Source organism: Jonesia denitrificans DSM 20603, from assembly GCF_000024065.1.
GTDB lineage: Bacteria > Actinomycetota > Actinomycetes > Actinomycetales > Cellulomonadaceae > Jonesia > Jonesia denitrificans.
Window position 1 is genome coordinate 254,412 of record NC_013174.1, and the last position, 21,579, is coordinate 275,990.

The window sequence follows — 21,579 nt, forward strand, 5'->3', positions numbered from 1 at the left end:
CCGAGGTCTTACCGCGGGGGCGGAGCGGCTGCCGTGATCGCCTTAAGGACACGCTTCTCCGAGACAGTCCGTGCCGTGCCCAACTGCTGGGCATACATGGACACCCGCAACTCCTCAATCATCCAGCGCACATCCGCTAACTGCTCGGACACCCCGTGAGGGGAGGCGGACGCAGACGCGACAGCCGCATCGTACATCCGGGTGACCTCCGCCAACCGCCAACTCACTTCCTGGTCGCGGTGCACAGAATCCACCGCCTTATCAAGGCGGTGAATCTGCGCTCGCACGTATCGCACCAGGTGACGAACATGATCCGGGGGTGTGCGGGAAATGAAACCAGGGTAAATCAGAGCGTCCCGGATCGCACGAATGTCGTTGAGGGTCGCCAGGAGAGCCAACGACGTGTGCTGCTTAATCGCCGCATCCAAGTCCTTGACAGCGGTCAGAGCAGCAGCAACATCCCCAGCTATCCGGTACGTCTCATCCTCAATACGCGCCCGCACCTGGACCACCCGCTCCCGGTACGTGTCCACATCACGAATGGTGCCAGCGTCAGGGAGCAACGAACGGATCGCGGCACGTTGCAGGTCAGTGATCAGCGCATCGGTTGTCGGGTAAGGACTCGTCGACATGACCAACGCTTGGCGCGGTGACCAGCGGGTACTGATCCGGCTCGTACTGAGAGCAGTCGCAGCGACCACAAGCTCCACCACAGCCTGCCCGTGAATGGTGGCCTGTTGAGCGTCATGGGCAAGCACATCCAACCGAACCCCATCAGGGTGGACCGCGAGCGCGGGATACCCGCGCACAGCGAATCCGCCGGGCCCGGTGCCGTCGAGGATAAGGGGGATGGTGGGGTAGGCGGTGGGCCAGTCGGTGACGATGTCGGAGCTGTCGGCAAGGGCCGGTGCGGGTGGTGGTGTGCTTGTCGATGCGTGGTGTTGTGCGCGAACAGGTGTGCGTGGGGTGGTGGTTGAGCCGGTCGGGACTGGGGTGGGTGTGGCGGCGGCGCGGGCTTCGGCGAGGGCGGCGCTGACGGCGGTGTGCACAGCGGAGGCGACTGCTTCTTGCGCGTGGGAAGACAGTGTGCGTTGGAGGTGTTCCAGGCTGGGGGATTGGTCGAGTACTTCAGTGACTGTGCGACGCCCCCGGTTGACGGTGTGTTCCACGGAGAACATGATGCGCACGTGTGGGGGGAGGGTGTGCGGGGTGTAGGCGTCAGCGGGGATATCCACGGATCGTAGTGCGTAGGCCGCTTGGGTGAACTCGGCGTGGAATTGTGGGGCGTGGTTGCCGCCGCGGACAAGGTCAGCCCAGGATGGGTGGCGTTCGGTGAGCCAGGTGGCGATGGCTCGGGCAGTGTCGGGGGCGGGGACGAGTTGCCGTCGCCACGTTTTGGGTAGTGATTTGATGGTGGCGATGCACAGTTCGGTGAGGAGCCCGGGGACGAGCCAGTCGAATCCGCCGGCTTCTACCCGGTTGAGTACTTCAATCGGGATGTGAACGGTTAACCCGTCGGTGCTGTGGCCTGGGGTGTAGGAGTAGGTGATGGGGAATGTGAGGTCACCTTGTGGCCAGGAGGTGGGGTAGAGGGCGTCGACTTGTTCGTCATCGACTGCGGGGAGGAGGTCGTCGCGGTGGAGGTCTAACAGTGTGGGTTCTGTTTTTCGGGTGTCTTTCCACCAGCGGTCAAAGTGGGCGGCGGATACGACAGAGTCGGGGAGGCGGGCATCGTAAAACTCGTAGAGAACTGTGTCGTCAACCTCTAGTTGGGTGGCGCGGGTTCGGGCATAGAACTCTTCGACCTCTGCGATGACAGCTTTGTTGTGCCGCCAGAATGCGTGGTGGGTGGTCCATTGGCCGTCAACGAGTGCGTGGCGGATGAACATGTCCCGTGCGGCGTCGCGGTCAACGTGGGAGTAGAGGATTGGCCGTTCGGTGACGATGGGAACCCCGTACAGCATGACCTTTTCTCGGACCATGGCTGCGCCTCGTTTGGTGGACCACGCTGGGTCTGAATACGTGCGTTTCACGATGCCTTGGGCGAGTTCTTCGGCCCATTCCGGTTCGATGGCCGCGACGTCGCGAGCCCACAGCCGGGACGTTTCCACTAATTGCGCAGCCATCACCCAGGTAGGGGGTTTGCGGGACAGTGAGGAACCAGGGAATATGGCGAATTTTGTGCCGCGTGAACCCAGATACTCGTTGCGAGCCATGCGTGCCGCCCGGCGGTCTTGGGCTGCGTCTTTGCCTTTGCGGGTCGCTGAAACGTCTGTGCTTTCCTGCATCCCAATCTGGGAGAGTAGCCCAGCTAAAATGGATCGGTGGATCGCTTCCCCGTCCCACACAAACCGGGTGTCCACTGATGTGTCTTCACTGGTGGTTAGTGCATCACCGACGGGTTGTGCGGACCGGTGTGTGACGGTGATCCCCAAGGGCCGGGCCATGTCCCGCAACTGGGAGACCACATCCTGCCATTCTCGGATGCGGAGAAAGTTCAGGTACTCGCGCCGACACATGCGGCGGAACGCCGAGGACGATAACGCTTTTTGTTGGGAGCGCACGTACTCCCACATGTTGAGGTAGGTGAGGAAATCAGAGCGCCCTTCCACAAAACGACGGTGACACGTATCGGCTTCGTCGCGCACCTCAGCGGGGCGTTCACGTGGGTCTTGAATGGACAGCGCTGCCGCAATAATGAGCACCTCACCGGCAACGCCACGGCGATTCGCTTCCACGATCATGCGTGCCAGGCGGGGGTCAATGGGGAGCGCCGCAAGTTGTCGGCCCACCGGGGTTAATGTTGTTCCCCGCTTCCCCGACGATAACGCTGACAGTTCCTGAAGCAACGCCACCCCATCACGCACTGCTTTGGTGTCTGGGGGGTCAACAAACGGGAAGGAAGCAATGTCATCCGGTGTGCGCACCACCCCTACGGACACCATGTGCAAAATGACTGACGCCAACGATGTGCGCAAAATTTCGGGTTCCGTGAACTCGGGGCGAGCCTGGAAATCCTCCTGCGAGTACAACCGGATGGCAATACCTTCAGCCACACGACCACACCTGCCCGAGCGTTGATTGGCGCTCGCCTGTGAGATCGGTTCAATGGGGAGGCGTTGCACTTTTGTTGTTTTGGAGTACCGCGAAATACGGGCAGTTCCCGGGTCAATCACGTAACGAATACCCGGGACCGTCAACGAGGTTTCCGCAATATTTGTGGCCAAGACTATGCGTCGGTGACTATGCGACTGGAAAATGCGGTGCTGTTCTGCAGCAGACAACCGGGCGAACAACGGCACGATTTCGGTGTACCCAGGGTCACGCGGGTCAGTGGCACGCGCACCCAGGTGCGCGGTCAGTGCATCGTGCGCATCGTGAATATCGCGTTCCCCCGACAGAAACACCAAAATGTCCCCAGGGCCTTCGAGCATGAGTTCGTCAGTGGCCGCACACAGTGAGGTCATGAGATCAGGGTCGTCGTTGCTGCGGTTCCCTTGACCATCGGCTACACCAAGGGCCTCGCCATCCAACGGGCGGTACCGGATTTCAACCGGGTAGGTGCGCCCTGATACTTCAATGACCGGTGCTGGCGTTGCCAACCCAGACGCTACCGCGTCAGGGCCACGTTCACCATTCGGGCCAGGTGACGCAAAATGTTCAGCAAACCGGGCGGAATCAATGGTCGCGGACGTGATGATGACTTTCAGGTCCGGGCGCTGCGGAAGCAGGTTCGTCAGATACCCCAACAAGAAATCAATGTTCAATGATCGTTCATGTGCCTCATCAATAATGAGCGTGTCGTATGCGAGTAACTGCGGGTCACGTTGGATTTGCGCGAGCAAAATCCCGTCCGTCATGACCTTGACGAGGGTGTCCTCGCTCGATTCGTCAGTGAACCGAACCTGATACCCCACGATCTTCCCGATCTGGGTGCCCAGCTCATCGGCGATCCGCTCTGCGACTGACCGTGCAGCGATACGGCGTGGCTGAGTGTGCCCAATCTGCCCGGCCCGACCCCGGCCTAATTCCAACGCAATTTTTGGGATCTGCGTGGTTTTTCCCGACCCGGTTTCCCCCGCCACAATGATCACTTGATGCTCACGTAACGCCTGCGCGATTCGTTCCCGCTGCGCTGACACCGGTAACGACTCCGGGTAGGTGATCGTCCCCACGTCAACACGTGACCGCTTCTGCGCGCGTTCCGCCAACGCCGCAAGGTTCACGTGAGCGAACGAAGGGTGATCGGTGCGCGGACGCGGCGGGCGTCGGCGGCGAGGAGCGGAATGAGAACGCGGACTGGACATCATTCCCATTGTCGCAGGGACCAACCACCTTGCGCATGGCCTTTTCGCCAACCGCAGATGTGAGGAGAACCTCTCTTTTCCCCCCTGCCCAGGACGTCCCCTTCCTGCCTAGGCTTGCTTCAGACGCACTGAATGGGGGAATCCCGCGCCCCCAGCGTGCACGACGAAGAATTGAGGAGTGTCCATGGCTCGCCGCCGTGCCCGACTGATCCCCGCCGCCACCATCCTTGTTGGTGCCCTTCTCGCCGCCACCGGGTGCGCGGCTGATGCGCCCCCCGTCGAACGTGACGTCGTGTTCGCGATCGCCGGTGGCAACCTCGAAAACGGGCACATGGACCCGCACTCCAGCCAACTTGACGTGTCCGCCTACGTGCAACGCAACGTCTTCGATTCCCTTCTCGCGCTGGACCCCGACACCGGAGAGTTTGTGCCCTGGCTCGCCACCGCCTGGGACATTTCCGAGGACGGCCTTACTTACACGTTCACCCTGCGTGAGGACGTCACCTTCCATGATGGGGAACCGTTCAACGCTGACGCTGTTGTCGCAAACTTCGAGCACATCGCCGCACCCGAAACAGCTTCTGCCCAAGCACTTGCCATGATCGGTGGCGACCTGTTCACCGGAGCGAACGCCACCAGCGAGTTTGAGGTGGAACTGACCTTGAGTGAACCCTTCGCTCCTCTCCTGACCAACCTCACCACGGCGTTCACCGGGTTCTATTCACCCGCAGTGCTGCAGTCCGCCACCCAAGACGACATCAGCGCAGGCGGCCCCGAGGTATCCGTGGGTACCGGCCCGTTTGTCCTTGCCCAATACACCCCACAACAAAAACTCGTGTTCACTCCCAACACCGACTACGCGTGGGGGCCACAACTGCGAGACGTTGATGGAGAACCCCTAGCAGCACAACCCGACATTGACTCACTGACCGTGCGGATCTTGCCCGAAGAAGCAACCCGTGTTGGTGCGCTGCAATCCGGGCAAGCAGATGTGTCGGTGGACCTCACCGACAACGCCCTCACCCAACTTGGTGACCTCCCCGTCCACTCCGTCGCCAGCCCTGGCCTGCCCTACAGTGCAATCCTCAACTGGTCCCATGGTCCCCTGTCTGACGGTAAAGTCCGTCAAGCCATGCAACTGGCCCTTGACCTTGATGCGGCAGTCCCCGCAGCCCTCGGTGACTCCTACGAGCGCGTGTGGTCCATCCTCAGCCCCTCCACCGTCAACGCCTACGACCCTGCCCTCGAAGGCACCTGGGAACGTGACCTTGACCGCGCCAACACTCTCCTGGACGACGCAGGATGGGACACCTACGACGACGCCGGGTACCGCACAAAGGACGGGGAACGCCTCACCATTGAATGGCTGTCATGGCTGCCCTACCCCGACGAACGCCGCGCCCTGGTCACCTTCCTCGTTGACGACCTCAAAGACGTCGGTATTGAACTCGTTCATGAAGTAGTCGAAGGACCCGAATACCAGGCCCGCTACTTCACCGAAGAAGACGGCATGATCCTCGACTTCGACGTCACCGACTGGGCATTCGCCTCTCTCGACGCCGACGTTCTTCGCCAACACCTCCACAGCCAGGGCTACCAAAACGCCACCACCGTTGCCGACGACAACCTCGACGCACTCCTTGTGGACGCCGCAACCGCCACCGACCCACGACAACGCGAGCAGGTGTACGCCACCATCCAACAGTGGAACGTCGACAACGTCGCCATGATCCCGCTGTACGCACCCCAGTTCACCACCGCGTGGAACACCACCATCACCGGAATCGCGTTCGACGGATACGGGTGGCCCCTGTTCCACGGGGTGAGCATCGCGGAGTAACCCCGGTGCGCACCCACGCCACCACAACCGCCTGGGTGATCGCCCGATACCTCGGCAACGCCGTAACAACCCTCCTCGGTGCGATCACCCTGGCATTTGTTGTCCTCACTGCCGTGCCCGGCGACCCCGTTGACGTGATGCTTGGCCCTCTGTCCTCAGCAACCCCCGAAGCCCGCGCCACCATCCGCGCTGACCTCGGACTCGACCAACCCCTCCACATCCAATACCTCACCTACATCAGCCGTGTGCTCACCGGCGACCTGGGGATGTCCTACCAACAACACCGACCCGTGGTTGCCATCATCACCGAACAACTCGGTGCCACCCTCGCCCTCGCCGCCGCAGCCCTCGCCCTCGCCGCCCTCGTCGTATTCGCGGCAGCGTTTGTCACCCGACGAGGCTGGATGCGACGCATCGCCGACACCAGCGAACTCCTCGCCGTGTCCGCACCAGTGTTTTGGACCTCCCTCATCCTGGCATCAGTGTTCTCCTACCAACTCGGGTGGTTTCCCATCGTGGGAGGAACCGACGCTCAACGCCTCATCCTCCCCGCCGTTGCCCTCGCCCTCCCCCTCGCCGGAGTGATGGCTCAAATCCTGCGAACCGGCCTCGATACCGCCGCCACCCAACCCTTCGCACTGACCGCCCTCGCGCGAGGCGCATCACCTCACCACCTCACCCGACACCACCTCATGCGCCACGGGTTCGCCGCCACCCTCACCATCACCGGGTACATTGTGGGCACGCTCATCGGTGGGGCCGTCATCGTGGAAACGATCTTCGCCCGCGGCGGAATAGGCAGGGTCACCCTCGACGCAATCAGCGGCCGCGACCTGCCTGTCATCATGGGCGTCGTCATCCTCAGCGGAGTGGCGTTCATCGCCATCAACACCATGGTCGACATCATCGCCCGTATTGTTGACCCCCGCCTCCGTGCCCGGTCCGCCAATGCGTAAAGTTGGACTCCTCCTCGCCGCCCTCGTCATAGGCTGGGTTCTCCTCGCCATGATCGCCCCAACCCTTCTGACCAGTACCGACCCACTTGCAACCGACCCCACCACCGTTCTTGCCCCACCCTCATCCGAGCACTGGTTTGGCACCGACCAATCCGGGCGCGACGTTTATGCGCGTGTTGTGCACGGCGCACGCGACTCCGTCCTGGTGGGGTTGCGTGCAGTCCTCATCGCCATGATCATCGGTGGTGTCCTGGGAACCGTGGCGGGGCTCGCCCCACGCTGGGTGGACCGTAGTGTCTCCCGCATCGTCACGATCCTGCTGGCCTTCCCCGAGTTTCTCCTTGCCTTACTCGTTGTTGCAATCCTCGGCAAAGGGCCCCTGCCGGTCGCACTGGGGGTCACCATCGCGATCATCCCCGCCTATGCGCGCCTCGCCCGCGTCACCGCCCACCAACACCGCACCTCACCCCTTCTTGATGCTGCCACCACCCTCGGTGTCCCACGGGTCCGCGCCATCGTCCGCCACGTCCTCCCACCCGTCACCTCCGCGCTCCTTGGGCTCGCGATCATCGGGTTCGGATCAGCGATTGTCACGGCCGCAGGGCTCAGCTTCCTCGGACTAGGAATCGCCCCACCAGCCCCCGAATGGGGTGTCATGATGTCCGAGGGGAAAAACCAACTCGCCAACGGGTGGTGGATCACCTTCTTCCCCGGTCTTGTGCTTGCTGCGACAGTTGTTGCCATCACGGCACTTGCCCGACCACTGCAGCAAGCCCTTGCCGGGGGGAGCCCCTCATGACCGCCACCCCGAACCACACCCCAGGTATCCCGACGCAGGCAGGCGCGACGACTCCTGCACTCACCGTCGAAAACCTCACCATCACAAGCTCAGACGGGTCCCTCGTAGACGATGTGAGTTTCACGCTGCACCCCGGGGAGTGTGTGGCCTTCATTGGTGAGTCCGGTGCCGGCAAGTCTCTCACCGCTAAGGCACTCATTGGTTTGCTTCCCACCCCACTTCAGGCACACGGCACCATCACGCTTGGTGACACTGTACTGTCCAACCCCACGCCTGCACCGCAACGAACGTGGCGGACCGTCCGGGGGGCGCGCATCGGCTACATCGCTCAAGACGCTCTCGTGTCACTGGACCCGCTGCGCACACTACGCGAGGAAGTGTCCGAGGCCGCAGCCATCCACACCCCCCGCCGACTCACCCGTCGCGAGCGGGCCACCATTGCCACCGACGCCCTCACCGCTGCTGCATTCCCCACCCCCACCCACTACCTCACGGCGCACAGCCACGAACTATCCGGCGGAATGAGACAGCGAGCCCTCATCGCCTCCGGGCTGTCCGCAACCCCTGACATTCTCATCGCTGACGAACCTACCACCGCACTTGACCACACCACCCAACGCGCCATCATGGCCCTTTTGCGCACCATCGCTGCACAAGGAACCGCCGTGATCATTGTCAGTCATGACCTTTCCCTTGTTCGTGACCTCGCTGACACCACCCTCGTGTTCCACAATGGTCGTGTTGTCGAACAGGGACCCACACCCACAATTGCCACCCACCCGAGCAGTGCGCCGGGGGCAGCACTAGCGGCCGCATCGGCTGTGCCCACGCCACCCGCGCCACCAACGACTGATCCTCACCTCGCCCCCGTGCTCACCCTCACTGGTGTGAGCAAAACCTTCCATCGTGCCCACAGTGCCCCTACCCGTGCGGTCAACGATGTGTCCTTCACCCTGCGCAAAGGCGTCACCCACGGGCTGCTCGGCGAATCCGGGTCCGGCAAATCGACCCTCGCCCGCCTCATTTTGGGACTTGACGCCCCCGACCAGCCGCATCGCACTCCTCGGGGCGCTCTTCCAGATGCAGGCCCAGCCCCCATTGATATTCCTGCTGGAGTGCGGCTGGGCTGGGTGCCACAAGACCCCACCTCCACCATGAACCCGCGTTGGTCCGTGGCGCGGATCCTCGCTGAAGGCCACAACCCGCGTCGTCCGCGGACCGTACCAACACAGGCGCTGGAACAGTCACTTGCCGATGTGTCCCTCACCTCTGACCTGCTTACCCGTCGCCCCCATGAACTGTCGGGTGGGCAACGCCAACGTGTTGCGATCGCCCGTGCGTTAGCGGGCAACCCTGATCTTCTCATCTGTGATGAAGCAACATCGGCGCTTGATGTCACGGTGCAAGCACGCATCTTGGATCTTCTGGACCGGCTACGCACACAACGTGGTCTCGCGATACTGCTCATTACTCACGACATCCGGGTTGTGGCTCGTCTTGCACACACGGTGTCCGTGCTGCACCGCGGGTCAGTGGTCGATCAGGGTGCGACCGCAGACATTCTTGCCAGCACGCGCTACGCGAGCGCGTGAGCATACGCTCCTGAGTGAAGAGTTGTCAACGCCCCCAGCCCAGTTTGAACCCCCACAGCGTTGTTGACAGGGTGGAAGAGTCATACCACGTGACGCCACAACGAAGGAGGGAACGATGACAACGGTCACTCAGACAATCACGGTCGATGTTCCACTGAGCCAGGCGTACAACCAGTGGACACAGCTGGAAGACTTCCCGACATTTATCGACCCTGTCGATGAAGTCATCCAACTCGATGACAAACACAATGAATGGGTCATATCCATTGGCGGAGTCGAACGACGCTACCAGACGGAAGTGATTCACCAAGAGCCAGATGCCAGGATCGTCTGGACGTCACTCGAGACCCCACGGCATACCGGTGTTGTGGAGTTTCAGGAACGCGCTCCAGAACAAACCGAGGTGACGGTGGCATTGGAGTGGGAGCCTGAAGGAGTCATTGAAAACGTAGGTGCCATGTTCGGGCGCGACAGTGCAGCAGTGGACAAAGCACTCCACAACTTCAAAGACTTCATTGAGGGGCGAGGCGATGCAACTGGTTTATGGCGAGGCACTATCACCCCGAAGAAAGAGCACGCCATGTCTCAACCAACTAGCCCAGGTCCCGATTCCACCGAGGTTCACGAACCTGCTCAGCCAGAGCGGCCCGTTCACCCCGGACCTCCTGAAGAACCAATTCACCGTGAATTGGATCCTGAAACGGAAGATGCGCTCCGGGCACAACAAGAACGCCACCTTGATCAGTGGCGGGGTAACCAGCGCGTCTAGAGGGTGTCGGCCACCACAAGACAACGCGTTTTGTCCCAGAAGCGGCGGGGGCGGGTCAGCGAGTTCGCCCCCGCTGCGGCTGGGTGGGGGTAGCCGGTGGTTCAGGGGTCACAATGAGCCCGCCAGCAGAGTTTGCTGTCTGCACAAGGATCCCAATCCAGTCACGATTCATAGCGTTGTCAGATAATCCGTCAAACTCGAACACCATGGGGATGGTATGAGCGATCCACAAGGATCGTTCACTATCTCCCTCGCGCCAACTCATGAGAAAGTCCTCATTTCGCCGCATTTTTGCGGTGAGGACGACCCGAAGGTGGGTTAAAGTGCGGTCGTCAAATTCGTAGTCCAGCGGCGGTGTTCCGTAGCGGAAGCGACCCATTTAGGGCTCCTCGGGGGATGAGGGGGCAGGAGTAAGTGGTGGTAACTCGTTGTGTGAAGGCAGGTTCGCTGTAGCGCGTTTTTGCGCTATTTGTGCGGCTTCGGCTTCCGTCATGATGATGAGGCCACCAGGAGTATGTGACTGTTCCGCCATGATTTCGAGCCATGTTTGATTCATTTCCGGTGGTCGTGACCCTGAGAACCGAAAGGTGAGCGGAATCGAGGGCGAGATCCACAAAGAAAAACGTCCCATACCTGCCGAGGGGTCAGCTTTCCAATTCAGGAAGAAACTCTCGTTTCGACGTAACTTGGAAGCCATGGCGATCTTCACGTGGGCCAATAACCGGTCCTCAAATTCGTAGTCTTCGCCAGCATATGTCAGATAACCCATGGGGTCATTCAACCCCAGTTGTAGGTTCACAACAAGGTGAATTGTTCATGAGCAGCAACACACGCAGGGAAGGTGATTGAGCATGCCAGCAGGACACTCCAATCAAGAGGCACACCACGCCGCTCTCGAGGATCCACGCAGCCGGTTTTACTCAGCGAAGTTCCCCCAACAAGAACAAGACCAGCCTGCCACCACCGATGAGATGACACCTGCCCCCGACCATGGGGAGACAACCTACCGTGGTACCGGACGACTTGACGGTCATGCAGCGCTGATTACCGGGGGTGACTCCGGCATCGGTCGTGCAGTTGCCATTGCCTACGCCCGTGAAGGTGCTGACGTTGCCATCATCTTCACCCCCGAAGAAAAAGACGATGCAGAAGCAACCCGGCGCGCAGTTGTCGATGCGGGACGCACCTGTCTCCTGCTCGAAGGAGATGTGCGTGACGAGGAATTCTGTGCACGCAGTGTCGAAGAAACACGCAACACCCTCGGGAAACTCACGATCCTTGTGCTCAACGCCGGGTACCAAAAGGATCGCGAGGGAATTGATTCACTCGAGACCGCAGAATTTCAGCGTGTTTTCGAAACAAACATTTACTCCATGTTCTGGATTGCGCGGGCAGCTGTCCCCCACATGCCACCAGGATCCTCCATCATCTCCACCACATCGATCCAAGCATTCAATCCCTCACCCAACCTCATTGATTACGCGATGACAAAATCTGCACAGGTGGGATTCACCAAGGCACTTGCCCAAGAACTTGGCCCCAAGGGCATTCGGGTGAACGCGGTCGCTCCAGGGCCGATTTGGACGCCGCTGATCCCGGGTACCGAGTGGGACCTGACAGAGTTTGGAGCCGACACCCCACTAGGTCGTGCCGGTCAACCGGCCGAACTTGCCAGCGCCTACGTGTTCCTCGCAGAGAACAATGCGTCCTACATATCCGGGGCTATCGTTCCGGTCACGGGAGGCAAAGGACTGTAGTCACGCTATAGTCACAAGAAGATCGTTTTTATGTGACGAACCACAGGAGGGGCACCGTGAGCAACACACCCGCGCACCAACTCAACGACACCAAAGACTGGACGTGGGTCACCACCACACGGTGCCCCGACTGCGGTTTCAACCCCAGCGACATCACCACAGACAACCTGCCCCACCACATCACCGGGTCAGTCACCACCTGGCCAACCCTCCTTCAGCGCCCCAATGCCGCACACCGCCCCAACGCGCACACCTGGTCCACCCTCGAATACGCAGGACACCTCAACGACGTGTTCGACGTCATGGACACGCGACTCACCCTCATCCTCAGCACCGACCACCCCACCTTCCCCAACTGGGACCAAGACGAAGCCGCCACAACAGGCGCCTACCACCTCAACAACCCAGTGACCCTCGCATCGGCACTCACCACAAAAGCCGACCACGCAGCCACCCGATACGCCCAACTCAGCGCATCACAACACGCCCGCACCGGGCAGAGATCAGACGGAGCAGAATTCACCGCCACCACACTCGGGCTCTACCTCCTCCACGAACTCGTCCACCACCACTGGGACGTCACCCGCTACTGAGCCGCCTCCACATCAGCCTTCAACTGCTCCAATAACGCAGCCACCCGATCCCGTTCCGCCTCCAACTGAGCCAACTCCTCAGGGGTCGCCTGCTGTGCAAGCTCCTCCAAACGGGCCTGAGCCTCCTCAACCGCGCCCCGCGCCGCATCAACCTGCTGCTGAGCATCGGCATGCCCCTGCTCCACCGCATCCAACGCTTTCGACACCGAATCCGCCGCCGCAGACGCATCCTTCGACGCCGCAGACGCCGCCTGTTGAACCTGATCACTCAACCCCTGAGCCTGCTCCCACAACCCCTCCGATTGGGAACGCACATCATCCACGTGCTCCGATGCTTGCTCGCGCAACCGATCCAACTCCGCGCTCGTTTCCGCGCACCCAGCAAGCGCACCAGAAATCACCACTGCTGCCATGACACCCCACACCCCAACACGGTGAGACATAACCCCTCCTCGATCGTGTGCCGCTTTCTCACACCCATCATCCCCCACGGAACTGAAGAGACACTGGCAACTGCCAGAAAAACATGAGACACCACTCGCCAACTAGTGAGAACAGACTTACCGTGTAACTCATCGGATGCGCACAACCGCAGGTGCAGGAGGCGACATGACACACCATCACGGCCACAAACGAGAACAATGGTCTGGACAAGCCGGATTTATCCTCGCCGCAATTGGCTCCGCCGTCGGGTTAGGAAACATTTGGCGGTTTCCCGGAGTCGCCTACGAAAACGGGGGAGGCGCCTTCCTCCTGCCCTACCTCATCGCGCTCATCACCGCAGGCATCCCCATCCTCTTTGTCGACTACGCGCTCGGACACCGATACAAAGGAACCCCACCCGCAGTCTTCCGCCGCATCCGCCGCAAAGCAGAACTCCTCGGCTGGTTCCAAGTCGCCATCTGCTTTGTCATCATCCTGTACTACTCCGTGATCATCGCGTGGGCAGCCTCCTACGCCGTGTTCTCACTCAACACAGCATGGGGAGACGACGCAGCAGGATTCTTCGTGGGAGAGTTCATCCAACTCCCCGACAACCCCACCCTCAACATTGACATCGTGTGGAACGTCGCCCTCCCGCTCATCGCCGTGTGGGTTGTCGCCCTCGTCATCCTTGCACTTGGAGTACAACGAGGGTTAGAAAAAGCCAACCTCGTCTTCATTCCCCTCCTCGGAATCCTCTTCCTCGCCCTCGTGATCCGATCCTTGTTCCTGGACGGCGCCATTGACGGCCTCAACGCCTTCTTCACCCCCAACTGGTCGGCGCTCGCCGACCCAGGTGTTTGGCTGGCCGCGTACGCGCAGATCTTCTTCTCCCTGTCCATCGCGTTCGGGATCATGATCACCTACTCGTCCTACCTCAAACGACGCTCCAACCTCACCGGCACCGGACTGGTCGTCGCATTCTCCAACTCATCCTTTGAACTACTCGCCGGAATTGGGGTGTTCTCCACCCTCGGTTTCATGGCCCAAGCCCAAGGTGTGACCATCGCCGAACTCGATGGCATCACCGGGGTGCTCCTCTCCTTTGTCACCTTCCCCACCATCGTCGCCTCAATGCCAGGCGGACCACTGTTCGGGTTCCTCTTCTTTGCATCCCTCACCGTGGCAGGGCTCACCTCCCTGCTCTCACTCCTCCAGGTGGTGTCCGGAGCGCTCCAAGACAAATTCGGTGTCACCGCACGTCAAGCAGCGATCCGCCTTGGGCTTGTTGCTGCCGTGTTGTCCGTGCTGTTCTTCGCCCGCTCTGATGGGCTCCACACCCTCGACGTTGTGGACAAATGGGCCAACGAAGTCGGCATCGTGGGATCCGCGATCATCATGCTCGTGCTCCTGCTGAGCACCCGCCAACTCACCAACCTCACCCACCACATCAACGCTCACTCCAGCTTCACAGTGGGTGCGATCTGGCGGGCCCTTGTCGGCGTTGTCGTCCCCATCGTGTTGGTGTGGATGTTTATTTCCGGGGTGATCGGAGTGATCCGCGAACCCTACGAAGGCTACCCCATCTGGTACAACACCCTGTTTGGATGGGGAGCGGTCATCCTCATGGTTGTCGCAGCTGCGATCGTCACAGCCCTGCGATGGCGCAAACCAGTCGACGACTTCACCCCCGAACCAGCCCTGCCCGGTGAGCGCATCGAAGCCACACCGGTTGGACGCCACCAGCAAGGAGACCACTGATGAACACCTGGGCTATCGTCCTCATGCTTGTGTCATTCCTCGTCATCTGGGGTGGCCTCATCGCCTCCATCATCCACCTCAAAGCAGCGCCCCTCCCCGACGGAGAACACCGTCCCGGCGACGAAGACAGCTACCCACACGGGCCGTTCATCGCACCCCGCGACCTCTAACAACACTGGCGCAACGACAACACACGGTTCCCTCCGGTCAACGACCTACACCCCGTTCACCGGAGGGAACCGTGTCTCATTACGAGCCAACTTCTCCCACGCTGCATCCGCAAGGTCCACATCAAGCACATCAGCAAGTCGAACAAGATAAAGAAACACATCAGCGAGTTCATCACGAATCCGCTGTGCCCCATCACCCGAACCCAACTCAACGGCCACCGCCCCCTCACGGGTCCACTGCATCAACTCCGCGACCTCACCCACCTCACCCACCAACGCGAGCAGCAAGGACTTGGGGTCATGGAACTGACCCCAATTGCGGCGTGCCGCAAAATCACTGACCGCATCGGTCAAAGCAGACACACTGTCGAGGCGGTCAGCAGGCGGACACGGGACAGCAGATGCGGTGTGCAGCACCTCTGGGGACTCCGGTTGATCCATCACACCAGAGTGCCACACCAATGTGCGGGGCACCGAAACTCACCATTCGCACACCCGGGACACCCCTCGCCGTATCACGTGGCACACTGACAGCATGCCGAGTGACCCACACCCAACCGCCTCATCACCAACTTCACCGGGACCCGACACCAGTCTCCAGCCGCAACCCCCCACGCCGCAGCAGCGACGCCGGTGGCGGCGGTACCTCGCGGACGAACAAGCTGAGGGTGCGGTTTACCGGGAACTCGCGCAACGCAAAGACGGGGAAGAACGGGCCATTCTCCTCGGCCTTGCCGATGCAGAAAAACGCCACGAACAACATTGGCGGAACCTCCTGGGTGACCACGCGGGAAAACCTCGGCGAGGCTCGTGGCGCAGCCGACTCCTCGGGCAACTTGCCCGCAGATTCGGCGGTGTGTTTGTTCTTGCCCTTGCCCAACAAGCAGAAGCCCGCAGCACCTACGACCGGGACGATGATGCCCCAGCCCACATGGCCGCAGACGAACGCATCCACGGCGAAGTGGTCAGAGCATTGGCAACACGAGGACGCCAACGCCTCTCCGGAACCTTCCGTGCCGCCGTGTTCGGAGCAAATGACGGTCTGGTGTCCAACTTGGCGCTCATCTTAGGTGTGGGGGCATCTGGTGTCTCCCACTCCTACATACTCCTCGCTGGACTCAGTGGTCTACTTGCTGGGGCACTGTCCATGGGAGCTGGAGAGTTTGTGTCGGTTCGCTCCCAGCGCGAACTGCTGGACGCGGAAAACCCTTCCCCACATGCTCACCGCGCCATAGGAGACCTTGACGTCAACGCGAACGAACTCGCCTTGGTGTACCGTGCCCGGGGGATGAACGAAACCGATGCTCACGCCCATGCTGAGTTAGTCCTCTCAAACTACTCAGAGACAACGCGCCTTGCCGAGGATATTGACGCCGACAAACACGAAACACTAGGCACCGCGTGGGGTGCCGCAGGGTCATCGTTTGCGTTCTTCGCTTCCGGGGCGATCATCCCCCTGGTCCCTTACCTGTTCGGAATAGACGGGTACGCGGCGATGGCTGTCGCCGTGTCACTGACCGGGCTCGCGCTGTGTGCAACCGGCGCAGCGGTGGGGGTGCTGTCAGGTGCTTCCCCACTGAGGCGTGCTGCACGACAACTTGCCATCGGGCTTGGAGCCGCACTAGCCACCTATGCTCTTGGGCTGATCTTCGGTGTGACAGTGGGCTAACCACCACCGTGAACAACAACGGGCGCACAGGCTGTGATGCCTGTGCGCCCGTCAAAGGCGAAGGGTCAATCAGTAGGTTTGCAAAATGATCTGGCCGTCTTCCCCCATAAGGACACCAGTCACTGTCACCGTTCCATGCGGGGTCGCAGCTTTAATCGTCAGATCATGGGTAAGGCGGTGTGGAGCGTTCTGAGCGATCTCAGCGCGAGCGTGCATCGCCCGGCCAATATCATGCGCCAACTCGGCGCCACTGAGGCCACGCGGGCCAGCGAACGGTGCCTGCGGTGCAGCAGGAAGTTCACCGGTCATGGGGGCAAGCTGAGGTACCTGCACGGTGTGTGAGGGTGCAGTGGATGCCACCGCAGGGGATTGCGCCGACGACGGAGACGGCGGGGTGTGATGACGCACGGGTTCCGCATTCACTGGCACGGGGCTTGCTGGTGCGGCGGTGTGGGAAGGAATGGCGGGGGCAGGGCTGCCAGTCAACGTCGCCAAGTCAGCTGGCATGACATCGGTGTCGATGACAGCGGGCGAGGAAGGGGACAACGGGATGTCGTTGCGCAACCGTTGGGGAATGTGGTGAATGGTTGCCGAAGTGGGGCGAGCGCTTGCCCCTTGAGTGGCGTGTGGTTGGTTCAACGATGTGTGTGGGGTGAGCTGCTTGACCCGGTTGATGCGTGTCAACGCCGGGCGCTGCTCAGGTGCAGGGGATGCCATGTTGCCCTCGTAGTATCGCAATGTCGCTTCTGCTTCTTGACGTACCGCATCGACTGCACTCATGGCATACCCTTGGTGGCCACGGGCAGGCCGGAACGTAATGTTGAGGACTTCGTCGGCGGTGTAGCCGTCGGGGTGGAGCCGACCAGTGTGTTCATAGTGGCGAAGGGTGCCAATGAGTCGGTTCATGAAGGCATCGACTTGTTCGATGTCGATGGCATGACGCAGCGAAAGGTTGAAGAACCGCGCGTGTGACGCCTCCTGTGAAGTCAACATGCTGTCAGCGTATGGCTGGGGACCATGGTTTCCCTATGGGGAGGTTTCCCCGTTCGGCACGGTGGGCGCGGAACTTAAGGGGCGGGTGCGCTGTTTTTTCCAGCTTCTGCGTCAGGACCGCCATCCAGCTGTGTGGTGTTGATCTCCTCAAGGAGGTCGTCTTCGGTGAGTTCGTCAATGATCCGCTCTGGGGCCATGGTGCGCGTGCGAATGGTGGAGAGGGCTGCGATGGCGACCACCACGGACAGGGCTGCCGATGCGATGACCACGGTGAAACCGGCATGGGCGTCGCCAGCGTCGATGCGCGCACCGGCCAGTGACGAACCGGCGGCTACCCCGACCCCCAGTGCCGTAGACACCCAGGTGAGTCCCTCGGTGAGTTGCCGCGGCGTGACCACAAGCCGAACCATGTTGTTGACGTTGATGAGGGTGGGAGAAATGGTCAGCCCGGTCACGAACATGATGGCGGCGAGTGCCCACACAGTGGTGGCGAAGAAGAACATGGTGGCACCGATGGCTAACCCGATGATGCCAATGAGGAAACGTAACCAGACAGGGGAGGCCCATTGCCGGGCGCCGTAGGCGAGCCCTGAGATGCAGGACCCCAGCGCAAAGATCCCAAGGATGATCCCGGCGAGCGCTTTGTCTCCTTGTTCTTCTGCAAATGCGAGGGTGGCGACGTCAGTAGCACCGAAGAGTCCTCCTACCCCAATGAACACACCGATGAGGGCGAGCATCGCAGGGTTGGTGAGGACCGAGGTGGCCGGGCTGGTGGGGTCGGGGGCGAGGACGGGCGGTTCAGTGGCGCGTTGGCTGAGGAACCAGAGCCCACCGGTCAGGACGAGAACGATGGGAACAAGGAGACCGGCGTAGTAGCTGACACCGGTGGCAAGGAAGGTCGCGATGATGGGGCCGATGACGAAGATCATTTCGTCGATCGCTGCTTCCAAGGAGTAAGCGGTGTGTAGTTCGCGGGGGTTGGTGATGAGGTGGGTCCAGCGTGCCCGAACCATGGCGCCTACTGACCCGATGCTCATCCCTGTGGTGATGGCGAAGAGGAACGCTAAGGCAATGGGGGCGCCTATGACTGTGGTGGCCACCAGGAGGGTGAGTGAGGTTGCTGTGGCGATCACGGCGGGCCGCATGACACGTGCTTGCCCGTGTGCATCAACGAGGCGGGCTAGCTGGGGGGAGCAGATCGCTTGGGCGATGATGTACGCCGCAGAGACTTGTCCGCCGAGGGCGTAGGAGTTGTGGGCGGCTTTGATCATGAGGACGATGCCGATTCCGACCATAGACATGGGTGAACGGGCGAGTGCTCCGGCGAGGGAGAAGCGTGCTGCTCCGGGGTGGGAAAGCACGGTGGCGTAGGGGTTGCGTGAGGTACGGGTGGCCTCAGGCTGGGAGGGTGGGTGTGTCACCTTCTTAGTGTGCCACCGGCGGCGGTGGTGGGCTGTGTGATCTGCGGCGGGGTGCGGTGGGTGTGGGGTGTTTGGCAGTATGGAGGGTATGGCTGATGTGAGTGGTGACGTTGACGTTGTTCAGGTAGCTGAAATGAACCGGTTTGAGGCGTGGATGCCGGATGGTTCAGTGGCTGGTTTTTTGGAGTACCGCCTGGAAGGGCAGGGCCTGTTTCAGAAGGTGTTGGTGATGCCGCACACGGTGGTTAACCCGCAGTACGAAGGCCGGGGTGTGGGGTCTGCGTTGGTGCGGGAAGCATTGTCGTGGGCTCGTAAGATCGGGGCCCAGGTGGATCCGCAGTGTTCGTTTGTGGCGGCGTATTTGCGGCGGCATCCGGTGTATTCGGATGTGTGGGATGGTGCCGGTTCGGCCTCTGAGTAGCCTGCGCGTGGGTTCCAGCAGCGTGGTTGGTGGGGACCATCAATGTGGTGGTCTGGACACCGTGTAAGCCGTACTGGTCAGGTCGGTTGTGTGCCCTGGTTTTGCGGGTGTGGTGCCGCTAGTTTTGGTTGTGGGCGGTGACGTCACTGGCTGAGAACCCACACCGCGGTTTGCGAGATCCGGCGGTGGTTGCACCGGCGTATGGGGCACTGGTGCGCAGGGGATACGAAGACCATGCAGATGCCAGTGTGATGTCGCCGCCCACCAGGTGTAGCAGGCCATGGGAGCGGCTTGCTGTGGCCGAAAATAGGGAAGGGCCCGTGCGTATGCACGGGCCCTTCCTTGCCTGTTGTGGTTAGTTGTTCAGTGCGTCGCTGACGACGTTTTTCGCTTCAGTTTGCACGGTGGCGAGGTGGTCGGCGGAGACGAATGATTCAGCATAGATTTTGTAGACGTCTTCGGTGCCGGAGGGGCGTGCCGCGAACCAGGCGTTGTCGGTGGTGACTTTGAGTCCTCCGATGGCGGCGTTGTTGCCGGGCGCGGTGGTGAGGCGTTCTGTGATGGGGTCACCGGCGAGGGTTGTGGCGGTGACTTGGTCGGGTGAGAGCTGGGCCAGGGTGGATTTTTGTTCCCGGGTTGCGGGTGCATCGATGCGCGCATACCAGGAGGATCCCAGTTCGTTGGTGAGGTCGGTGTGGTGTTGGGAGGGGCTCTTCCCGGTGACTGCGGTGATTTCTGATGCGAGGAGAGCCAGGAGGATACCGTCTTTGTCGGTGGTCCACACGGTGCCGTCAGCGCGGAGGAAGGATGCTCCTGCGGATTCTTCGCCACCAAACCCAACGGTTCCGTTGATGAGACCGGGGACGAACCATTTGAAACCGACGGGAACTTCGAGGAGTTGGCGTTGCAGGCCGTGGGCGACCCGGTCAATGAGAGCTGAGGAGACAAGGGTTTTCCCGATAGCAACGTTCGTGCCCCATTGTGGGCGAGCCCCGGAGAACAGGTAGTGGATGGCCACGGCGAGGTAGTGGTTGGGGTTCATGAGACCAGCGTCGGGGGTGACGATCCCATGACGGTCGGCGTCAGCGTCATTTCCGGTGGCGATGTCGTAGGCGGCGTTGCCGCTCATGGTGTCAACGAGTGAAGCCATGGCGTAGGGGGATGAGCAGTCCATCCGGATCTTTGCGTCCCAGTCGAGGGTCATGAACCCCCACCGTGGATCAACTTGCGGGTTGACGACGGTGAGGTTGAGCCCATAGCGCTCGCCGATTGCCCCCCAGTATTCCACTGCGGCTCCACCGAGTGGGTCGGCGCCGATGTGGAGCCCTGATTCTCGGATCGCGTCGAGGTTGAGAACGGAGGCAAGGTCGTCGACGTAGGCGGAGAGGTAGTCGTGTTTACCGAGGTTGGGGGCATTGAGCGCACGGTCGAGTGGGATGCGTGCGATGTGAGAGACCCCGGCCCGGAGGATGTCATTGGCGCGGTTGGCGATCCAGGTGGTTGCGTCGGAATCTGCGGGGCCGCCGTGGGGTGGGTTGTATTTGAATCCGCCGTCACGGGGTGGGTTATGTGAGGGTGTGACCACGATGCCGTCGGCAAGTTCGGGACCTGAGGTGCGCACCCCGTCTGCTGTGGTGGCTCCGTTGTGCAACAAGATGGCGTGGGAGACCGCTGGGGTGGGGGTGTAGGAGTCGCGTGCATCGACCATGACGTGAACGTCAGCGGCGATGAGGACTTCGAGGGCTGTTTGCCAGGCAGGGAGGGACAGGGCGTGGGTGTCGCGACCAATATAGAGGGGACCGTCGATGCCTTGGTTGCGCCGGTACTCGACGATCGCGGCGGTTGTGGCAATGATGTGCGCTTCGTTGAATGCCCGATCGAGTGAGGATCCTCGGTGCCCTGAGGTGCCGAATGTGACCCGTTCAGCGATGTTTTCTGGGTCGGGCGTCTGGTCGTAGTAGGCGCTGACCAGCGCGTCAACGTCGATGAGGTCTTCTGCTGTGGCTCGCATGCCAGCTCGTGGGTCCATGTCTTTATCTTGGCAGAGATCGTGTGGCGATGCGGTGTGGACAGGGTGAGAGTTGGGGTGGGAGGACGGTAGGCTTGGG

The 21,579-nt window shown here is 61.2% G+C and carries 19 protein-coding genes; 11 read left to right on the forward strand and 8 right to left on the reverse strand.

Annotated features, from left to right (window positions below; translation table 11 throughout):
* Positions 1 to 8: 8 nt before the first annotated feature.
* Positions 9 to 4,316, reverse strand: a complete 4,308-nt coding sequence (hrpA, locus tag JDEN_RS01200; RefSeq protein WP_015770543.1) for an ATP-dependent RNA helicase HrpA — start codon at positions 4,314 to 4,316, stop codon at positions 9 to 11.
* Between the two features lie 175 nt (positions 4,317 to 4,491).
* On the opposite strand from hrpA, the gene JDEN_RS01205 reads away from it, so the two are divergent.
* The 5 genes from JDEN_RS01205 to JDEN_RS01225 all read left to right on the forward strand — a co-directional run bounded on the left by JDEN_RS01205 (position 4,492) and on the right by JDEN_RS01225 (position 10,263).
* Entirely contained in the window at positions 4,492 to 6,147 is a 1,656-nt protein-coding gene (locus tag JDEN_RS01205) for an ABC transporter substrate-binding protein (RefSeq protein ID WP_015770544.1), read from the forward strand.
* Between the two features lie 5 nt (positions 6,148 to 6,152).
* Complete coding sequence (locus tag JDEN_RS01210; RefSeq protein WP_015770545.1) at positions 6,153 to 7,103, forward strand: ABC transporter permease; 951 nt, start codon at positions 6,153 to 6,155, stop codon at positions 7,101 to 7,103.
* The gene (locus JDEN_RS01215) at positions 7,096 to 7,902 is read left to right on the forward strand and encodes an ABC transporter permease (protein WP_015770546.1); all 807 of its coding nucleotides are present in this window, start codon (positions 7,096 to 7,098) and stop codon (positions 7,900 to 7,902) included. The genes JDEN_RS01210 and JDEN_RS01215 overlap by 8 nt, the downstream gene beginning before the upstream one ends.
* A complete protein-coding gene (locus JDEN_RS01220; RefSeq protein ID WP_015770547.1) occupies positions 7,899 to 9,494 on the forward strand; it encodes an ABC transporter ATP-binding protein in 1,596 nt (531 codons plus the stop codon). Before JDEN_RS01215 ends, JDEN_RS01220 begins: the two co-directional genes overlap by 4 nt.
* Before the next feature lie 115 nt (positions 9,495 to 9,609).
* The gene (locus JDEN_RS01225) at positions 9,610 to 10,263 is read left to right on the forward strand and encodes an SRPBCC family protein (RefSeq protein ID WP_015770548.1); all 654 of its coding nucleotides are present in this window, start codon (positions 9,610 to 9,612) and stop codon (positions 10,261 to 10,263) included.
* 55 nt (positions 10,264 to 10,318) lie between these two features.
* Here the strand turns inward: JDEN_RS01225 and JDEN_RS01230 are convergent, their stop codons facing one another.
* Positions 10,319 to 10,642: a DUF7882 family protein gene (locus JDEN_RS01230; RefSeq protein WP_015770549.1), complete on the reverse strand. Its 324-nt coding sequence runs from the start codon at positions 10,640 to 10,642 to the stop codon at positions 10,319 to 10,321.
* Entirely contained in the window at positions 10,643 to 11,032 is a 390-nt protein-coding gene (locus tag JDEN_RS01235) for a DUF7882 family protein (RefSeq protein WP_015770550.1), read from the reverse strand.
* A gap of 82 nt (positions 11,033 to 11,114) precedes the next feature.
* Between JDEN_RS01235 and JDEN_RS01240 the strand changes: the two genes are divergently transcribed.
* Complete coding sequence (locus JDEN_RS01240; protein ID WP_015770551.1) at positions 11,115 to 12,020, forward strand: SDR family oxidoreductase; 906 nt, start codon at positions 11,115 to 11,117, stop codon at positions 12,018 to 12,020.
* Between the two features lie 56 nt (positions 12,021 to 12,076).
* Positions 12,077 to 12,613 carry a hypothetical protein gene (locus JDEN_RS01245; RefSeq protein WP_015770552.1) on the forward strand — a complete coding sequence of 179 codons (537 nt, stop codon included), beginning with the start codon at positions 12,077 to 12,079 and terminating at the stop codon, positions 12,611 to 12,613.
* On the opposite strand, the gene JDEN_RS01250 is transcribed toward JDEN_RS01245, so the two are convergent.
* Entirely contained in the window at positions 12,607 to 13,056 is a 450-nt protein-coding gene (locus JDEN_RS01250; RefSeq protein WP_015770553.1) for a hypothetical protein, read from the reverse strand. The genes JDEN_RS01245 and JDEN_RS01250 overlap by 7 nt on opposite strands.
* 166 nt (positions 13,057 to 13,222) lie before the next feature.
* Between JDEN_RS01250 and JDEN_RS01255 the strand changes: the two genes are divergently transcribed.
* On the forward strand, positions 13,223 to 14,797 hold the full coding sequence (locus JDEN_RS01255; protein ID WP_015770554.1) for a sodium-dependent transporter: 1,575 nt from the start codon (positions 13,223 to 13,225) through the stop codon (positions 14,795 to 14,797).
* Positions 14,797 to 14,967 carry a methionine/alanine import family NSS transporter small subunit gene (locus tag JDEN_RS13325; RefSeq protein ID WP_015770555.1) on the forward strand — a complete coding sequence of 57 codons (171 nt, stop codon included), beginning with the start codon at positions 14,797 to 14,799 and terminating at the stop codon, positions 14,965 to 14,967. The genes JDEN_RS01255 and JDEN_RS13325 overlap by 1 nt, the downstream gene beginning before the upstream one ends.
* A 45-nt stretch (positions 14,968 to 15,012) precedes the next feature.
* On the opposite strand, the gene JDEN_RS01260 is transcribed toward JDEN_RS13325, so the two are convergent.
* Positions 15,013 to 15,408, reverse strand: coding sequence for a nucleotide pyrophosphohydrolase (locus tag JDEN_RS01260; protein WP_105597308.1), 396 nt, complete (start codon positions 15,406 to 15,408; stop codon positions 15,013 to 15,015).
* A 94-nt stretch (positions 15,409 to 15,502) separates the two neighbouring features.
* Here JDEN_RS01260 and JDEN_RS01265 point away from each other — a divergent pair, with 94 nt between their 5' ends.
* Positions 15,503 to 16,636: a VIT1/CCC1 transporter family protein gene (locus JDEN_RS01265; RefSeq protein WP_083775082.1), complete on the forward strand. Its 1,134-nt coding sequence runs from the start codon at positions 15,503 to 15,505 to the stop codon at positions 16,634 to 16,636.
* 69 nt (positions 16,637 to 16,705) lie between these two features.
* Here the strand turns inward: JDEN_RS01265 and JDEN_RS01270 are convergent, their stop codons facing one another.
* A complete protein-coding gene (locus tag JDEN_RS01270; protein WP_015770558.1) occupies positions 16,706 to 17,629 on the reverse strand; it encodes a hypothetical protein in 924 nt (307 codons plus the stop codon).
* Between the two features lie 74 nt (positions 17,630 to 17,703).
* Positions 17,704 to 19,050 (reverse strand): MFS transporter, encoded by a 1,347-nt coding sequence (locus JDEN_RS01275; protein WP_015770559.1) that lies wholly within the window; start codon positions 19,048 to 19,050, stop codon positions 17,704 to 17,706.
* A gap of 88 nt (positions 19,051 to 19,138) precedes the next feature.
* On the opposite strand from JDEN_RS01275, the gene JDEN_RS01280 reads away from it, so the two are divergent.
* Positions 19,139 to 19,471, forward strand: coding sequence for a GNAT family N-acetyltransferase (locus JDEN_RS01280; RefSeq protein WP_041287765.1), 333 nt, complete (start codon positions 19,139 to 19,141; stop codon positions 19,469 to 19,471).
* Between the two features lie 355 nt (positions 19,472 to 19,826).
* Here JDEN_RS01280 and pgm read toward each other — a convergent pair whose 3' ends face one another.
* Complete coding sequence (gene pgm, locus JDEN_RS01285; RefSeq protein WP_041287766.1) at positions 19,827 to 21,500, reverse strand: phosphoglucomutase (alpha-D-glucose-1,6-bisphosphate-dependent); 1,674 nt, start codon at positions 21,498 to 21,500, stop codon at positions 19,827 to 19,829.
* Positions 21,501 to 21,579: the final 79 nt, after the last annotated feature.

What these genes read in the sequence shown, in the direction of transcription:
- hrpA (WP_015770543.1), bottom strand. Translation starts at nt 4,316, where the DNA reads ATGGGAATGATGTCCAGTCCGCGTTCTCATTCCGCTCCTCGCCGCCGA.
- JDEN_RS01205 (WP_015770544.1), top strand. Translation starts at nt 4,492, where the DNA reads ATGGCTCGCCGCCGTGCCCGACTGATCCCCGCCGCCACCATCCTTGTT.
- JDEN_RS01215 (WP_015770546.1), top strand. Translation starts at nt 7,096, where the DNA reads ATGCGTAAAGTTGGACTCCTCCTCGCCGCCCTCGTCATAGGCTGGGTT.
- JDEN_RS01220 (WP_015770547.1), top strand. Translation starts at nt 7,899, where the DNA reads ATGACCGCCACCCCGAACCACACCCCAGGTATCCCGACGCAGGCAGGC.
- JDEN_RS01225 (WP_015770548.1), top strand. Translation starts at nt 9,610, where the DNA reads ATGACAACGGTCACTCAGACAATCACGGTCGATGTTCCACTGAGCCAG.
- JDEN_RS01230 (WP_015770549.1), bottom strand. Translation starts at nt 10,642, where the DNA reads ATGGGTCGCTTCCGCTACGGAACACCGCCGCTGGACTACGAATTTGAC.
- JDEN_RS01235 (WP_015770550.1), bottom strand. Translation starts at nt 11,032, where the DNA reads ATGGGTTATCTGACATATGCTGGCGAAGACTACGAATTTGAGGACCGG.
- JDEN_RS01240 (WP_015770551.1), top strand. Translation starts at nt 11,115, where the DNA reads ATGCCAGCAGGACACTCCAATCAAGAGGCACACCACGCCGCTCTCGAG.
- JDEN_RS01250 (WP_015770553.1), bottom strand. Translation starts at nt 13,056, where the DNA reads ATGTCTCACCGTGTTGGGGTGTGGGGTGTCATGGCAGCAGTGGTGATT.
- JDEN_RS01255 (WP_015770554.1), top strand. Translation starts at nt 13,223, where the DNA reads ATGACACACCATCACGGCCACAAACGAGAACAATGGTCTGGACAAGCC.
- JDEN_RS13325 (WP_015770555.1), top strand. Translation starts at nt 14,797, where the DNA reads ATGAACACCTGGGCTATCGTCCTCATGCTTGTGTCATTCCTCGTCATC.
- JDEN_RS01260 (WP_105597308.1), bottom strand. Translation starts at nt 15,408, where the DNA reads ATGGATCAACCGGAGTCCCCAGAGGTGCTGCACACCGCATCTGCTGTC.
- JDEN_RS01265 (WP_083775082.1), top strand. Translation starts at nt 15,503, where the DNA reads ATGCCGAGTGACCCACACCCAACCGCCTCATCACCAACTTCACCGGGA.
- JDEN_RS01270 (WP_015770558.1), bottom strand. Translation starts at nt 17,629, where the DNA reads ATGTTGACTTCACAGGAGGCGTCACACGCGCGGTTCTTCAACCTTTCG.
- JDEN_RS01280 (WP_041287765.1), top strand. Translation starts at nt 19,139, where the DNA reads ATGGCTGATGTGAGTGGTGACGTTGACGTTGTTCAGGTAGCTGAAATG.
- pgm (WP_041287766.1), bottom strand. Translation starts at nt 21,500, where the DNA reads ATGGACCCACGAGCTGGCATGCGAGCCACAGCAGAAGACCTCATCGAC.